Origin of the sequence: Microbacterium sp. (assembly GCF_047606385.1) — a bacterium.
Lineage (GTDB): Bacteria > Actinomycetota > Actinomycetes > Actinomycetales > Microbacteriaceae > Microbacterium.
In genome coordinates, this window is record NZ_JASGEL010000034.1 from 1 (window position 1) to 14,486 (window position 14,486).

General features: G+C 68.9%; 16 protein-coding genes. 5 read left to right on the forward strand and 11 right to left on the reverse strand.

Annotation, left to right across the window (positions count from 1 at the left end; all coding sequences use genetic code 11):
- The coding region (locus QM626_RS03895) for a Clp protease N-terminal domain-containing protein (protein WP_415074177.1) at positions 1 to 546 on the reverse strand (546 nt) is incomplete at its 3' end.
- A gap of 180 nt (positions 547 to 726) precedes the next feature.
- On the opposite strand from QM626_RS03895, the gene QM626_RS03900 reads away from it, so the two are divergent.
- A complete protein-coding gene (locus QM626_RS03900; protein ID WP_415074179.1) occupies positions 727 to 882 on the forward strand; it encodes a hypothetical protein in 156 nt (51 codons plus the stop codon).
- Positions 883 to 885: 3 nt separating this feature from the next.
- On the opposite strand, the gene QM626_RS03905 is transcribed toward QM626_RS03900, so the two are convergent.
- Together QM626_RS03905 and acs are read right to left on the reverse strand one after the other, a co-directional pair.
- Positions 886 to 1,341, reverse strand: a complete 456-nt coding sequence (locus QM626_RS03905) for a MarR family winged helix-turn-helix transcriptional regulator (protein ID WP_415074181.1) — start codon at positions 1,339 to 1,341, stop codon at positions 886 to 888.
- Positions 1,342 to 1,366: 25 nt separating this feature from the next.
- Complete coding sequence (acs, locus tag QM626_RS03910) at positions 1,367 to 3,352, reverse strand: acetate--CoA ligase (protein ID WP_415074183.1); 1,986 nt, start codon at positions 3,350 to 3,352, stop codon at positions 1,367 to 1,369.
- Positions 3,353 to 3,422: 70 nt separating this feature from the next.
- Here acs and QM626_RS03915 point away from each other — a divergent pair, with 70 nt between their 5' ends.
- Genes QM626_RS03915 through QM626_RS03925 form a run of 3 tightly spaced genes read left to right on the forward strand, consistent with a single transcriptional unit; the run spans position 3,423 to position 6,058 of the window.
- The gene (locus QM626_RS03915; protein WP_415074185.1) at positions 3,423 to 4,703 is read left to right on the forward strand and encodes a DUF4921 family protein; all 1,281 of its coding nucleotides are present in this window, start codon (positions 3,423 to 3,425) and stop codon (positions 4,701 to 4,703) included.
- 15 nt (positions 4,704 to 4,718) lie between these two features.
- Positions 4,719 to 4,871, forward strand: a complete 153-nt coding sequence (locus QM626_RS03920) for a DUF4287 domain-containing protein (RefSeq protein WP_415074187.1) — start codon at positions 4,719 to 4,721, stop codon at positions 4,869 to 4,871.
- A gap of 50 nt (positions 4,872 to 4,921) precedes the next feature.
- On the forward strand, positions 4,922 to 6,058 hold the full coding sequence (locus tag QM626_RS03925) for a class I SAM-dependent methyltransferase (RefSeq protein ID WP_415074189.1): 1,137 nt from the start codon (positions 4,922 to 4,924) through the stop codon (positions 6,056 to 6,058).
- A 121-nt stretch (positions 6,059 to 6,179) separates the two neighbouring features.
- Here the strand turns inward: QM626_RS03925 and QM626_RS03930 are convergent, their stop codons facing one another.
- The gene (locus tag QM626_RS03930; RefSeq protein WP_415074191.1) at positions 6,180 to 6,923 is read right to left on the reverse strand and encodes a potassium channel family protein; all 744 of its coding nucleotides are present in this window, start codon (positions 6,921 to 6,923) and stop codon (positions 6,180 to 6,182) included.
- 55 nt (positions 6,924 to 6,978) lie between these two features.
- Between QM626_RS03930 and QM626_RS03935 the strand changes: the two genes are divergently transcribed.
- Positions 6,979 to 7,587 carry a TetR/AcrR family transcriptional regulator gene (locus QM626_RS03935; protein WP_415074193.1) on the forward strand — a complete coding sequence of 203 codons (609 nt, stop codon included), beginning with the start codon at positions 6,979 to 6,981 and terminating at the stop codon, positions 7,585 to 7,587.
- A gap of 57 nt (positions 7,588 to 7,644) precedes the next feature.
- On the opposite strand, the gene QM626_RS03940 is transcribed toward QM626_RS03935, so the two are convergent.
- The 7 genes from QM626_RS03940 to nrdH form a co-directional block, all read right to left on the reverse strand.
- Complete coding sequence (locus tag QM626_RS03940) at positions 7,645 to 8,769, reverse strand: Gfo/Idh/MocA family protein (RefSeq protein ID WP_415074195.1); 1,125 nt, start codon at positions 8,767 to 8,769, stop codon at positions 7,645 to 7,647.
- Positions 8,766 to 9,590 (reverse strand): sugar phosphate isomerase/epimerase family protein, encoded by an 825-nt coding sequence (locus QM626_RS03945; protein ID WP_415074197.1) that lies wholly within the window; start codon positions 9,588 to 9,590, stop codon positions 8,766 to 8,768. Before QM626_RS03945 ends, QM626_RS03940 begins: the two co-directional genes overlap by 4 nt.
- Before the next feature lie 189 nt (positions 9,591 to 9,779).
- The gene (gene nrdF / locus QM626_RS03950) at positions 9,780 to 10,754 is read right to left on the reverse strand and encodes a class 1b ribonucleoside-diphosphate reductase subunit beta (protein ID WP_415074199.1); all 975 of its coding nucleotides are present in this window, start codon (positions 10,752 to 10,754) and stop codon (positions 9,780 to 9,782) included.
- A complete protein-coding gene (locus tag QM626_RS03955) occupies positions 10,751 to 11,419 on the reverse strand; it encodes an NUMOD3 domain-containing DNA-binding protein (RefSeq protein WP_415074201.1) in 669 nt (222 codons plus the stop codon). The genes nrdF and QM626_RS03955 overlap by 4 nt, the downstream gene beginning before the upstream one ends.
- A 153-nt stretch (positions 11,420 to 11,572) precedes the next feature.
- Positions 11,573 to 13,729: a class 1b ribonucleoside-diphosphate reductase subunit alpha gene (gene nrdE, locus QM626_RS03960; protein WP_415074203.1), complete on the reverse strand. Its 2,157-nt coding sequence runs from the start codon at positions 13,727 to 13,729 to the stop codon at positions 11,573 to 11,575.
- Positions 13,711 to 14,175, reverse strand: coding sequence for a class Ib ribonucleoside-diphosphate reductase assembly flavoprotein NrdI (nrdI, locus tag QM626_RS03965; RefSeq protein ID WP_415074205.1), 465 nt, complete (start codon positions 14,173 to 14,175; stop codon positions 13,711 to 13,713). Before nrdI ends, nrdE begins: the two co-directional genes overlap by 19 nt.
- A 3-nt stretch (positions 14,176 to 14,178) precedes the next feature.
- Positions 14,179 to 14,412: a glutaredoxin-like protein NrdH gene (nrdH, locus tag QM626_RS03970; RefSeq protein WP_124293687.1), complete on the reverse strand. Its 234-nt coding sequence runs from the start codon at positions 14,410 to 14,412 to the stop codon at positions 14,179 to 14,181.
- Positions 14,413 to 14,486: the final 74 nt, after the last annotated feature.

The following is a 14,486-nucleotide window of genomic DNA, read 5'->3' on the forward strand; positions in this document are numbered from 1 at the left end:
CCCGGCACCGGCCGGGACCGGCTCGCGCACGGCCGCGGCGAGCGCCTCCGCGGTGACGCCCGCGGCGGCGAGCACCTGGCCCGCGGGCGCGTCCTGGGCGAGCACGAGGGCGAAGAACAGGTGCTCGGGGTCGACATAGGTCGAGCCCGCGGACCGGGCGACCTGATAGGCGTGGAACAGCGAACGCTGCGCGGACGCCGTGATGACCGCGCCGTCGACGTCGGCACGCGCGCCGGCGGCGGGCAGCCGCCCCTCGGCCGCTTGTGCGATGCGGGACGGGTCCGCGCCGATACGGGTCACCGCGTCGCGGACGCCGTCGGCGCCCACCAGCTCGTGCAGGACGTGCAGGGCGTCCAGCTCCCGCTGCCCGCGGTCGAGCGCGTAGCGGCCGGCAGCCTGCAGGATCTCCTGCGTGCGGGCGCCGAGATACTGCGAGATGTCGATCGAACGCGCGGCGCGCGCCCGCTCGCCCTCGAGGTAGCGCGCGAGGAACTCGTCGAAGCTGCTCCGCGAGTCGGCGCCGTCGGGGGTGACGTCTTCGGGCATGGTCTCTCCTGGATCTGAGTCAAGTCCTGTCAAGTATAGGAACTTGACAAGATGCGTATCAAGTTGAACGCCAGATTCCGAGGACTATTCCCGGCCCCGTCTCGACATCAGCGGACTCCATTGGCACGGGCGGACGCCGACAGCCGATATCCTGTTCTGAGTCTTCGCCGAAGGAGTGCCATGCTGTACGTCATCTCACTGCTGCTGTTCCTGCTGGGGATCGCGGCGTTCGGCATCGCCTTCTCGCTCCCCGCCCTGCAGGGCGTGGTGTTCGTCGCCGGCATCCTGCTCATCGCCCTCGCGATGGCGCTGCCGATCCACCTCAAGGCGAAGTAACCTTCAGTATCCCTGAAGGTTTTCGCCGAACGGCTCCTCGTGAAGCCCTTCGAGCGCGGCCGACAGCTTCGGGATGCCCTCGGCGAAGATGCGGTCCAGCCGGGCCAGTTGCGCATCCGCCTCGTCAAGCGCCCGCGCTCCCCTCGCGGTCACGGTGAGATCGGATGCCGCGCCGGCGTGCGCGGTCGCGTCCTGCACGAGACCGTCGGCCACGAGCGACTTCACCGCGGTGTGCGCGGTCTGCACCGTGATCTGCGAGCGGCGGGCCAGCTCGGAGAACGAGATGCCCGGCGTCGCACGGATGTGGGCGAGCAGGCCGTACTTGCGGGTCGTGAGCCCCAGCTCGCGCAGCGCCGCGCCGAGCTGCCCGTCCCACACCGACGAGATCGTCAGCAGCGAGACGACAGGGCTGAACGGCGGCCGCCGCGCGGCGGGGGCGTCGTGCTCGGGAACCGGCATCCTCTCATCGTAGCCAGCACACAGGTCAGCGCCCCAGCGCGACCGTGACGACATGGGCGATCCGCGGCGGAACGGTCTCGTCCTGCAGCGAGGTGGTGTCGCCGAGGGGCCGGCCGTCGACGAGATCGACGAGCAGACGCCGCATGATCTTGCCGCTGCGGGTCTTGGGCAGGTCCGGCACGAGGAACACGTGCGTGGGCTGGGCGACGGGGCCGATGGCCTCGCGCACGTGCCGGCGCAGCGCATCCGGGTCGCCGTCGCCGGTGACGAATGCGGCGATCGCGTGCCCGGTCACCGGGTCGGCGACGCCGACGACGGCCGCCTCGCCGACGGCGGGATGAGCGACCAGGGCGGACTCGATCTCGATCGTCGACAGCCGGTGGCCGGAGACGTTGATGACGTCGTCGACCCGGCCGAGCACCCACAGGTGCCCGTCGGCGTCGAGCTTCGCGCCGTCGCCCGCGAGGAAGTAGCCCTGCGCGGCGAAGCGCTTCCAGTAGGAGTCGCGGTAGCGCTCCGGGTTCCCCCAGACCGTGCGCGCCATGCCGGGCCACGTGCCGTCGATCACCAGCAGCCCGCCCCCGCCCGGGCCGACCTCGCGGCCGTCGGCATCCACGACCCGTACGGCCAGCCCCGGCAGCGCCGTCAGCGCGGATCCGGGCTTGAGCGTCGCGACGCCCGGCAGCGGGGCGGCGATCGCACCGCCGGTCTCGGACTGCCACCAGGTGTCGACGATCGGCGTCTCGCCGCGGCCCAGATGGGTGTGGAACCACACCCACGCCTCGGGGTTGATCGCCTCGCCGACGGTGCCCAGCAGCCGCAGCGTCGACAGGTCGTACCGCGCCGGCGGCCCATCGGGGAACCGGCTCATGAGCGAGCGGATGAGGGTGGGCGCCGTGTAGTACGTCGTGACGCCGTAGCGCTCGATGACCTGGAAGTGCCGCTCCCAGCTCGGGGTGTCGGGCGTGCCCTCGTACAGCACGCTGGTCATGCCGTTCAGCAGTGGCGCGTAGGTCTCGTAGCTGTGCGCGGTGACCCAGGCCAGATCCGCGGTGCACCAGTAGACGTCCGTGTCGGGCTTGGCGTCGAAGACCGCCCAGAAGGTCCAGGCCACATGCGTGAGCCAGCCGCCGGTGGTGTGCACCAGTCCCTTGGGCCTGCCGGTGGTCCCGCTGGTGTAGATGATGAACAGCGGCGTCTCGGCGTCGAAGAACTCCGGATCGTGCACGTCGGATGCCGTGGCCACGGTGTCGTGCCACCAGACGTCGCGGCCCTCGGTCCAGGTGACCTCGGAGCCGGTGCGGCGCAGCACCAGCACGTGCTCCACGCTCGCCACGCCGGACACCGCGGCGTCCACGTTCTGCTTGACGGGCACGGCCGCGCCGCGGCGGAACTGCCCGTCGGTGGTCACCACGAGCTTCGCGCCGGTGTCCTCGACGCGGAAGCGCAGCGCATCGGCGGAGAACCCGCCGAACACGAGCGAGTGGACGGCGCCGATGCGGGCCACCGCGAGCTGGATCACGACGGTCTCGATCAGCACGGGCAGGTAGACCACGACGCGGTCGCCCTTCCCGATGCCGAGCGCGGTGAGCGCGTTGGCGGCCTTGGCGACCTCGCGCTGCAGCTCGGCATAGGTGATGGCGCGGCGGTCGCCGCCCTCGCCCTCGAAGTGGAACGCGACGCGCTCGCCGTGGCCGGCGGCGACGTGCCGGTCGACCGTGTTGACCGAGGCGTTCAGCGTCCCGCCGGCGAACCATTCGGCCGCCGGCAGGCTCTCGCCGTCGGTCGGTTCCCAGGAATGGGCCGTCTGCCACGGCTCGGCCCAGTCGAGCACCTCCGAGCGATGCGCCCAGAAGGTCTCGGGGTCCTCGCCGGCGCGCTCGACCCACTCGCGACGCAGCCACTCCTCGGTGACGTTGGCCTGCGCGGCGAACGAGGCCGGCGGCGGGAAGCTGCGACGTTCGTCGAGGAGGCTGCGGATGGTGTCGTCGTGCACGGGAAGGGTCGTCATGGCGCTTCCAGCATCCGCCCCCGATCCGGTCCGCGCCAAAACGGGTGACCGCGCGTGACACGATGTGAGGATGCCCGACATCCTGCCCCTCGTGCGCCTGGCCGACGGCACGGTCAAGCAGGTCGGGCCGCTGACGGGGACCCGGGTGTGGACGGTGCCGGGCCGGGCGAACCGGCCACTCGCGATCGACCGCGGACCGGCGCGTCGGCTGGAGCCGGGCGAGGAGACCCGGCTGTGCGCGTTCTGCGCCGCACGCTACCTCGAGACGACGCCGGAGAAGGAGCGTCTGGTCGGCCGTGACTTCGCCCGGGTGCGCCGTGTGCCCGCCGCGCGGCTGTTCGACACCGTCGCCGAGTTCCGCCGTTTCGGCAACCTGTTCGAGATCGTGTCGGCCGAGTACTGGCGCGACAACCACGGGTTCGCGCAGCCGCCATCGATCGTCGCCTGGGCACGCGCATACCTGGCCGATCCGGCGGGGCGGGCGCACGTCGAGCAGCTCGCGCACGTGCGTGCGGCCGCATCCGGGGTGGAGCAGAGCGTCGAGGCCGCGGCCCTGGATCTCGTCGGAGGCTCGCACGACGTGATCGTCGCCCGCCGTCACGTCACCGACGGCGCGGTCGCCGACGATGAGCTCGTCTCGTCCGGGGCACTCTCGGTCGCCGAGCACCACGCGTACATCCGGTTCACGGTCGACAGCCTGGCCGAGATCGCGGCCGGCCAGCCTCACGCTGCCTACGTGTCGGTGTTCCAGAACTGGCTGCGCCCGGCGGGCGCGTCGTTCGAGCATCTGCACAAGCAGCTCGTCGCGATCGACGAGTACGGTCCGCAGCTCGAGCAGGAGATGCGCCTGCTCGCCGCGGACCGGATGCTGTACCAGCGCGAGATCGCCGACGTCGCGGTGTCGCAGCGGCTCGTGGTGGCCGCCACGGACGGCGCGGTCGCGTTCGCCGGCATCGGCCACCGCTACCCGGCCTTCGAGGTGTTCTCCACGGCGACCGCGAACCGGCCGCACGAGCACTCGGATGCCGAGGTGGACGCCGTGTCCGATCTGCTGCACGCCCTGCACGCGGCGACGGGGACCCACGTGCCGACCAACGAGGAGTGGCACTATCGGCCGCCGGGGGCGCCGTGGCCCATGCCGTGGCGGATCCTGCTGAAGTGGCGCATCTCGAATCCGGCCGGGTTCGAAGGCGACACGAAGATCTACGTCAACACGATCGACCCGTGGACGCTGCACGCCCGTGCCGTCCGCTCGCTGGACGAGCTGCGCGCGCAGGGCCGCATCGCGCCGGGCATCCGCATCGGCGCGGAGTGCGGCGCCGCGGATGCGCATCTGCGATATGCCGACTGACCGCTAGCCTCGCCGGTGCAGGAGTGGCTCGATCTGGCGGTGGAGCATCTCGACGCCGGCGAGACGCACATGGCGGTCGTCGCGTGGCTGAAGGATGAGCACGGGCTCGGTCATGGGCATGCGAACGCGATCGTCGGCTACGCGAAGGCGGGGCTCGCGAAGGGCTGAGCTGTCCGCTCGACCGCGCCGAAGCATGGTTCGACGGCTACCGTGGGCGGGTGGACTTCCCGTTCGAGACGTTGCGCCGCGCGCCGGATGTCGAGGCGCCCGGGCTCGTGGCGGTCGACGCGGCCGATCGGCTCCTGCTCGACGAGTCGGCCGCAGTGCGGGCGGGTCTGTCGGGCGGCGGGCTGGTCGTCATCGGCGACACGCACGGAGCACTGACGCTCGCCGCGGCGCACGAGGGCGCCCGCGGCATCCGGGTGAACCAGGATGAGCTCACCGGCGAACGCGCGCTGGCGGCGAACGCCTCCCGGGCCGGCCTGGACCGCGCGTTCGCGTCGCTGCCGCTGACCCCCGATCTCGTGCGCGGAGCGCGGGTCGTGCTGCTGCGGCTGCCCCGCTCGCTCGACGCGCTCGACGATATCGCCGCGCTGGTCGCGGCGTACGCGGCGCCGGACGTGGTCGTGTTCGCCGGCGGCCGCATCAAGCACATGACGGTGTCGATGAACGAGGTGCTGGGCCGGCGGTTCGCCCGGCTGGACGTGAGCCATGCGCGACAGAAGTCACGGGTGCTCATCGCCCGCGACCCGCACGACGGGGCGGATCCGACCCCGCGCCATGCGCTGGTCCCCCTCCCCTCCCCCCTGCCGACGGGGGAGATCACCGTGTGCGCATACGGTGGAGCGTTCGCCGGCGCGACGCTCGACATCGGCACCCGGATGCTGTTGAGCCACCTGCCCGACACCGTCGCGCCCGACGGGCCGATCGTGGACTTCGCCTGCGGCACCGGGATCGTCGCGACGGCGCTGGCGCTGCGGCACCCGGATCGCCGGGTGCACGCCTCCGACGTCTCCGCCGCAGCGGTCGCGTCGGCTCGGGCGACCGTCGCGGCGAACGGCGTCGACGGACGGGTCGAGGTCGTGCAGGACGATCTGCTGCAGCAGCTGTCCGACGCCAGCACGGCGTTCGTGGTGCTGAATCCGCCGTTCCACTCCGGCGCGGCGGTCACCGCCGCGATCGCACCGCGGATGTTCGCGGATGCCGCCCGCGTGCTGCGCCCGGACGGCGAGCTGCGGGTGGTGTGGAACTCGCACCTGCGCTACCGATCAGCGTTGGACCGGCTGGTCGGCCCGACCCGTCAGCTCGCCCGCGACGCGACCTTCACCGTCACGGCATCCGTCCGGCGTGGCTGAGGCACGGTACCGCATCTACATGATCCTCGGGCTGGTCCTCGCGATCCTGCTCGCGCTGGCCGGCATCGTCGCGCTGGTGCGGCTGCGCCGCTCCTGACGGGGATGCGAGCCCGGCCACCGGTCAGGCGACCGGCCGGAGGTCCCGGATCATCTCCTTCATCTCGCTCAGCTCGCCCTTGAGCTCGCCGATCTCGGCTCGCAGCTGCGCCACCTGGGCCTCGCTCGCCACATCCGCGCTCTCGGTCTCGATCGAGACGCGCTGGACGATCCACGAGGCGATCGTGGCCGTGACCACACCGATCAGGGCGATGCCGCCGATCATGAGCGCCACCGCGACGATGCGCCCGGTGACGGTGACGGGGACGTAGTCGCCGTATCCGACCGTCGTGATCGTCACGAACGCCCACCACACGGCATCCCCGAAGCTCTGGATCGGGCCGCCGTTGCCCTCCTCCGCGTCGAGCACGGCCAGCCCCGCGACCACGATGGTGAGGATCGTCGCGCCGACCGTGTAGATCACGACCTTGCCGCGGAACCTGGCGCCGGCGCCCCGCTGGATGAGCGCGAGGATCGTCAGGAACCGCATGAGCCGCAGCGGGCGCAGGATCGGCAGCACGACGATCGCGAGATCGAGCAGATGACGAGAGAACCACCGCCATCGGTGCTCCGCGATCGTCAGGCGCACCGCGTAGTCCCCGAGGAACAGACCCCACGTCACCCAGATCACGCCCTCGGCGACCGCCTGCAGCACCCCGTCCGGATGCGCGAGGATCTGCGTCGCGTAGGCGATCAAGAACAGGCAGGCGGTCGCGACCAGCGGCCACTCGACAGCGCGCTCCCAGCGCGCGAGACGTTCCCCGTACATGGGGCCGATTATCCCCGGTCCGGATGCCGTCGCGGACGCTCGGTATCATCGGGGGATGGACGCCTCCGCCGATACGGCCCGGGGCGGAGGCCGCTATCCGAAGGGCATCGCCCGACGTCAGGAGATCCTGGACAAGGCGATCGAGGTCTTCGCCCGGCGCGGCTCGAAGAAGACGAGCCTGCGCGCGATCGCGCAGGAGGTCGGCGTGACCCACGCCGCGCTCACGCACTACTTCGGCTCCCTCGAGGAACTGCTCGTGGCGGTGTACCGCGAGTCGGAACGCAGGTCCGGTGAGGAGAAGCCGGTGCCCGCGGGCGCCAGTCCCGCGATGGTCATGCGCGTGTCCGCCGAGCGGAACCGCGACATCCCCGGCCTGGTGCAGCTGTATTCGACCCTCGTGGCCGCCGCGCTCGAAGAGGACCATCCGGCGGCGCAGCAGTTCGCCACCGAACGCTTCGCCCGGCTCCGTGGCGAGATGTCCGAGCAGATCCGTGAGCTGCAGTCGTCCGGCCGCCTGCGCGGGGATCTGGATCCTGCGCTCGTCGCAGCGCTCGTGATCGCGGCCTCCGACGGCCTGCAGACGCAATGGCTCCTCGACGCCGACGTCGATCACGGAGCGGCGCTGGAGATGCTCGACCGGATGCTCGCGGGAGAGCCCGCCTGATCCTGCCCCCGCGGACGCCGGGACCGTCCCGACTCGGGGGCGGTCCCGGCGTGCGCGTCAGAGCGTCGCGACGAAGGGGTCGAATCCTGCCGGCAGGAGCGGCACCGGTGCGACCGTGCTCTCGACGAGGACGGTCCGGCCGGTCGCCGCCGCGTCCTGCGCGGACAGCAGGATGTCGAGGACGTGGAAGCCGAGCTCGCCGGACGCCACGTGCGCCCGGCCCGCGTCGATCGCGCGGACCATGTCGAGCGCCCCGAGGCCACGGCCGACCTCGACGACGTCGTGCTCGATCTCGATCCACTCCTGCTCGAACGACATCCCGTCGCGGATGGTGCCCAGCGGTGTGACGTACGCGATGCGCCCGGTGAACTGGTTCGGGTCGGGGATCACGATGGTGCCCTCGGTGCCGTGGATCTCCACGACGCCGTGCCGTTCCAGCGCGGAGTCGAAGCTCAGCAGGCTCTGGGCCTGAGCGCCCGCCTCGAACGAGGTCACGATCTGGATCGTCGACGGCACCTCGACCGGGAACGTGGTCCCGACGTTCGGGCCGGTGTGGATCTGACGCTCCTCGCGTGCCTTCATGCCGACGGCCGCGACACGGTCGACGGGGCCGAGCAGGCTCACGAGGGCCGAGAAGTAATAGGGGCCCATGTCGAGCAGGGGCCCCGCGCCCTGGGCGAAGAGGAATGCGGGGTTCGGGTGCCAGAGGTCGGGACCCTGCGTCTGGAACACGGTCTGGGCGAACAGCGGCCGGCCGATGGTACCGGCCTCGATCGCACGCCTCGCCGCCTGGAACCCCGGTCCGAGAAGCGTGTCGGGCGCGCAGCCGACCCGCAGCCCCGCCGCCTCCGCCTCGCGCAGCAGCTCGGCCGCGGCCTCGCGGTCCAGCCCCAGCGGCTTCTCGGTCCACACGTGCTTGCCCGCGGCGATCGCGGCGCGCGAGACCTCGATGTGCGCCTCGGGCGTCGTCAGGTTCACGACGAGGGCGACGCCCGGATGGGCCAGGACGTCCTCGCCGGTGCCGGAAGCCGGCACCCCGTACTTCTCCGCCTGCGCCTGTGCGCGGTCCGGGAGCAGGTCGCCGACGGCCAGGACCTCCACATCGGGGAAGGCCGACAGGTTCGCGAGGTAGGTGTCGCTGATGACCCCGGCGCCGATGATGCCGATGCCGACGGCGCTCATCGGGCGAGACCGCCCTCGATGAGGAACGCGTAGCTCGCCGCGATGTCGGCGAAGACGTCGCCAGGGGCGTTGTCGTATTCGATGACGGCGTACGAGAGCCCGGATGCCGCGCGCAGCGCGTCCGCGAGCGGCACGTCGCCCTCGCCGGCGCGGCGCTGGTCGAGCGTCTCGGAGCCGAACGCGCCGGCGCCCGGGGCGAACGGGTTGGTCTCCGGCGCGACGCCGTCCTTGACGTGCGCCGCGACGAGACGGTCGCCGAGACGAGAGACGAGGCCCACGACGTCCTGCCCGCCCACGAGGGCCCAGTACAGGTCGAGCTCGAGGACGACGCGCGCATCCGTCGACGCGACGAAGCGCTCGTACGCGCTCTGACCGTCGAAGTCCGCGATGAACTCCTGCGCATGGTTGTGATAGCCGACTTCGAGGCCGAAGCCCGCGGCCGTGTCGACGAGCGCGTTCAGGCGGTCCGCGATGTCGGTGACGCCCTCGAGCGTGAGCCAGCGGTCGGGCGCCACGAAGGGATCGATGACGGTCTTCAGCCCGACCGTCGCAGCCGCCTCGAAGACGACCTCGGGCGCGGGCGTGGGGATGGCGCCGTCCGGCGTCCACAGCTCGTCGGACAGCAGCGGCGCATGCCCGGTCGGGGAGACGAGGCCCGAGGCGTCCAGCGCGGCCCGGATCTCGTCGGGGCGGCGCACGAAGTCGAACGCCTCCACATTGCGAAGACCGATCGCGGCGAGCTTGTCGAGCGATCCCTCCATGTCGGCGGAGAACTCCGTCGCGAGCGTGTACAGCTGAATCGAGGCTTCCGGCAGGGCCACGTCGACCTTCCTTCCTTGCAGGGTCAAAGGGCATCCGATGCTGCCCGCGGTCAGAATAGCAGAAACCTCCAAGTGGAGGTTATTGCTGGACGGCTGCGCCGCCACGAGCGGACGCACGAGAGAGGCCCGTAATCGCAGGCGCTTGCGATTACGGGCCTCTCTCCACTCGTCGTATGGAGCCGGACGGGGTCAGAAGTCCCAGTCCTCGTCCTCGGTGGCGACGGCCTTGCCGATGACATAGCTGGAGCCCGACCCGGAGAAGAAGTCGTGGTTCTCGTCCGCATTCGGCGAGAGCGCCGACAGGATCGCCGGGTTCACGTTCGTCACCGTCGAGGGGAACATCGCCTCGTAGCCCAGGTTCATGAGGGCCTTGTTGGCGTTGTAGTGCAGGAACTTCTTGACGTCCTCGGTCAGGCCGACGCCGTCGTAGAGGTCCTGCGTGTACTGCGCCTCGTTGTCGTAGAGCTCGTACAGCAACGAGAACGTGTAGTCCTTCAGCTCGTCGCGCTCGGCCTCGGTGACCTTCTCGAGCCCCTTCTGGAACTTGTAGCCGATGTAGTAGCCGTGCACGGCCTCGTCGCGGATGATGAGCCGGATGATGTCGGCCGTGTTCGTCAGCTTCGCCTTGGACGACCAGTACATCGGCAGATAGAAGCCGGAGTAGAACAGGAAGGACTCCAGCAGGGTCGAGGCGACCTTGCGCTTGAGCGGCTCGTCGCCCCGGTAGTAGTCGAGCACGATCTGCGCCTTGCGCTGCAGGTTCTCGTTCTCCACCGACCAGCGGAACGCGTCGTCGATCTCGCTCGTCGAGCACAGCGTCGAGAAGATCGACGAGTAGCTCTTGGCGTGCACCGACTCCATGAACGCGATGTTGGTGTACACCGCCTCCTCGTGCGGCGTGACGGCGTCCGGGATCAGCGACACCGCTCCGACCGTGCCCTGGATGGTGTCCAGCAGCGTGAGACCCGTGAACACCCGCATCGTGAGCTGCTGCTCCTCGGGGGTCAGCGTGTTCCACGACTGCACGTCGTTGGACAGCGGCACCTTCTCGGGCAGCCAGAAGTTGCCGGTGAGGCGGTTCCACACCTCGAGGTCCTTCTCGTCCTCGATGCGGTTCCAGTTGATCGCCTGGACGCGGTCCAGGAGCTTGAGTTTCTCCGTCATTCCCGTTCTCCTTCTGCGGCCAAGCGATCAGCTTGACAGTGTCTGCACGATTCTTTGAAGACGCCCTTATTGGTGTGGTGACGAGTGTGCGCGCTTCGAATACTGGAGGGCCTCGGACGCCCTTTGAGTTTCTCCGAGCGAACTCTCCTCTCCTCGTCGCTCATCACTTTGCCGAAGTTCGGATTGTTGCTCCCGCGCTTCTGCTCGGAGAGCCGGGCCTTGGTCTCCTCGGACAGTCGATGTCCGAACGACGGATGCTCCTGACCGAACTTGCCGAAATTCGGATTCGACGCACCAGTGATGCTGCCCCGTCGCTGTTCGGACCAACGCGCCTTCTGCTCATCGCTATGGATCGCCCGCCCCCAATTGGGTGAATCGGGACCTCGACGGGACACGCCAGTAGACCTACCTCGAGCACGAGAGGCCGCCGCATCCCGTTGGGGCTGCGTCCACACATAGCCGCGCGGGCCGAGACCGCCCTCCGTCAGATTCAGCAGTCGATGCCCGTCCTCACGCAAGGTCGTGATCCACCGCTGCTCAGCCCGCCCGAGATCCTCGAGATCATCGCTCATCACCAACTCGAGAGATTCGAAATACACACCTTCACGATCGGTGTGCTTTCGAAGCCAGTCGGCGAAAGGGGTCTTCTTCCCGTTCTGGGCCACCTTCCAGTGCTCCGATCGTCTCCGGAGAACGGTTTTCGTCGTCAGTCCTACATACCGATATTCGGACGAGCCCACCTCGCGAACACCGTATATCGACCCCGCGAAGGGCCAACTCGGGACATCACGCCGTGGATCGTCGAGCACGATCGACCCTCACAACTGACATGAAACGCAGCCGGCCAACTCGGTCCCCTCGAGGGCCATCTGGCGCAGGCGGATGTAGTAGATCGTCTTGATGCCCTTGCGCCAGGCGTAGATCTGCGCCTTGTTGATGTCGCGCGTGGTGGCGGTGTCCTTGAAGAACAGCGTCAGCGACAGCCCCTGGTCGACGTGCTGCGTCGCGGCGGCGTACGTGTCGATGACCTTCTCGTAGCCGATCTCGTAGGCGTCCTGGTAGTACTCCAGGTTCTCGTTCGACATGAACGGCGCCGGGTAGTAGACCCGGCCGATCTTGCCCTCCTTGCGGATCTCGATCTTCGAGGCGATCGGGTGGATCGAGCTCGTCGAGTTGTTGATGTACGAGATCGACCCGGTCGGCGGCACCGCCTGCAGGTTCTGGTTGTAGATGCCGTGCGCCTGGATGGACGCCTTCAGCTCGCGCCAGTCGTCCTGCGTCGGGATGTGGTGGCCCGCGAACAGCTCGCGCACCCGCTCGGTGGCAGGCGCCCACTCCGCCTCGATGTACTTGTCGAAGAACTCCCCCGACGCGTATGCCGAGTCGGCGAAGCCCTCGAACGCCTGCCCGCGCTCGATCGCGATCTTGTTCGAGGCGCGCAGAGCGTGGAACAGCACCGAGTAGAAGTAGATGTTCGTGAAGTCCAAGCCCTCTTCGGAGCCGTAGTGGATGTGCTCACGGGCGAGGAAGCCGTGCAGGTTCATCTGGCCCAGGCCGATGGCGTGCGAGCGGTCGTTGCCGTCCTCGATCGAGCGCACCGAGACGATGTGACTCTGGTCGCTGACCGCGGTCAGGGCCCGGATGCTGGTCTCCACCGTCTGGCCCAGGTCGCCGCCGTCCATCGCGAGCGCGATGTTGAGCGAGCCGAGGTTGCAGGAGATGTCCTTGCCGATCTCGGCGTAGGACAGGTCTTCGTTGTAGGTGGTCGGCGTGTTGACCTGCAGGATCTCGCTGCACAGGTTCGACATGTTGATCCGGCCCTTGATGGGGTTGGCCCGGTTCACCGTGTCCTCGAACATGATGTAGGGATAGCCCGACTCGAACTGGATCTCGGCCAGGGTCTGGAAGAACGCGCGCGCGTTGATCTTCGTCTTCTTGATGCGCGCGTCGTCGACCATCTCCCGGTACTTCTCGGTGACGGAGATGTCGCCGAAGGGCACGCCGTAGACGCGCTCCACGTCGTAGGGCGAGAACAGGTACATGTCCTCGTCGTTCTTCGCCAGCTCGAACGTGATGTCGGGCACCACGACGCCCAGCGACAGGGTCTTGATGCGGATCTTCTCGTCGGCGTTCTCCCGCTTGGTGTCGAGGAACCGCATGATGTCGGGGTGGTGGGCGGAGAGGTACACCGCGCCCGCGCCCTGACGCGCGCCGAGCTGGTTGGCGTAGCTGAAGCTGTCTTCGAGCAGCTTCATGACCGGGATGATGCCGCTGGACTGGTTCTCGATCTGCTTGATCGGGGCACCGGACTCGCGGATGTTCGAGAGCAGCAGCGCCACGCCGCCGCCGCGCTTGCTCAGCTGCAGCGAGGAGTTGATGCCGCGCGAGATCGACTCCATGTTGTCCTCGATGCGCAGCAGGAAGCAGGAGACGAGCTCGCCGCGCTGCGCCTTGCCGGTGTTGAGGAACGTCGGGGTCGCCGGCTGGAACCGGCCGGAGATGATCTCGTCGGTGAGGTCGCGTGCGAGCTTCTGGTCGCCGTCGGCGAGGCCGAGCGCGGTCATCACCACCCGGTCCTCGAACCGCTCGAGGAAACGCTTGCCGTCGAAGGTCTTGAGCGTGTAGCTCGTGTAGTACTTGAACGCGCCGAGGAACGTGTCGAAGCGGAACTTCGCCGCGTACGCCCGCTCGTGCAGCTCCTCGATGAAGGCGAACGGGTACTTCGCGAGCACCGCCGGCTCGTAGTACTGCTTGTCGACCAGGTAGTCGAGCCGCTCCTTGAGGGAGTGGAAGAACACGGTGTTCTGGTTGACGTGCTGCAGGAAGTACTCCCGCGCCGCGCGCTTGTCGGCGTCGAACTGGATGCGGCCCTGCTCGTCGTACAGGTTCAGCATCGCGTTGAGCGAGTGATAGTCCAGCCCGTCGTAGCGCGTGTCGGTCTTGAATCCCGTGTCGGTCAGTGCTGCGTCCACCATCGTTCCAATCCGACGCCGATGCGATCGACGTCCTCCGGCGTGCCGAACAGTTCGAACCGGTCCAAGTGCGGCACACGGCACTTGCGGCTGATGATGTCTCCGGCGACGCCGTACGCCTCGCCGAAATTGGTGTTGCCTGCGGAGATGACCCCGCGGATGAGGCTGCGGTTGCGCTCCTCGTTGAGGAACCGGATCACCTGCTTGGGCACCGCCCCCTTCTCCTCGCCCGCGCCCTGACCGCCCCCGTAGGTGGGGGTGATCAGGACGTAGGGCTCATCCACGATGAGCGGGAGATCGGTGGGATGCAGTGGGATGCGGCGCGCACGCATCCCGAGCTTCTCGACGAACCGGGCGGTGTTGCCCGACACGCTCGAGAAGTAGACCAGGAGCGGACTCGCGGTCTCGGGGTGACGGACCGCGCTGCCAGAAGCCGTCGCGGTCGTCATGGCTCAGGCCAGGCGCGAGGCGAGCTCGTCGATCTTGTCCGGCCGGAAACCGGACCAGTGGTCCTCATCGGTGATGACGACCGGCGCCTGCAGGTAGCCGAGCGCCTTGACCTGCTCCAGCGCGGCGGGGTCTTCGGAGAGGTCGTGGACCTCGTACTCGATGCCCTTGGAGTCCAGCGCACGGTAGGTCGCGGTGCACTGCACGCATGAAGGCTTCGTGTAGACGGTGATCGCCATGTTCGGGCCCTTTCCCTTCTTTTCTCCGAGTGTGTGCCGGCTCTCCGGTCGCCGGGATCTCAATACTACATATG

Bases quoted from the DNA above. Each gene is read 5' to 3' on its own strand.
- nrdE (WP_415074203.1), bottom strand. From the start codon at position 13,729: ATGGTGGACGCAGCACTGACCGACACGGGATTCAAGACCGACACGCGC.
- nrdF (WP_415074199.1), bottom strand. From the start codon at position 10,754: ATGACGGAGAAACTCAAGCTCCTGGACCGCGTCCAGGCGATCAACTGG.
- QM626_RS03935 (WP_415074193.1), top strand. From the start codon at position 6,979: ATGGACGCCTCCGCCGATACGGCCCGGGGCGGAGGCCGCTATCCGAAG.
- QM626_RS03905 (WP_415074181.1), bottom strand. From the start codon at position 1,341: ATGCCGGTTCCCGAGCACGACGCCCCCGCCGCGCGGCGGCCGCCGTTC.
- acs (WP_415074183.1), bottom strand. From the start codon at position 3,352: ATGACGACCCTTCCCGTGCACGACGACACCATCCGCAGCCTCCTCGAC.
- QM626_RS03900 (WP_415074179.1), top strand. From the start codon at position 727: ATGCTGTACGTCATCTCACTGCTGCTGTTCCTGCTGGGGATCGCGGCG.
- nrdH (WP_124293687.1), bottom strand. From the start codon at position 14,412: ATGGCGATCACCGTCTACACGAAGCCTTCATGCGTGCAGTGCACCGCG.
- QM626_RS03915 (WP_415074185.1), top strand. From the start codon at position 3,423: ATGCCCGACATCCTGCCCCTCGTGCGCCTGGCCGACGGCACGGTCAAG.
- QM626_RS03940 (WP_415074195.1), bottom strand. From the start codon at position 8,769: ATGAGCGCCGTCGGCATCGGCATCATCGGCGCCGGGGTCATCAGCGAC.
- nrdI (WP_415074205.1), bottom strand. From the start codon at position 14,175: ATGACGACCGCGACGGCTTCTGGCAGCGCGGTCCGTCACCCCGAGACC.
- QM626_RS03930 (WP_415074191.1), bottom strand. From the start codon at position 6,923: ATGTACGGGGAACGTCTCGCGCGCTGGGAGCGCGCTGTCGAGTGGCCG.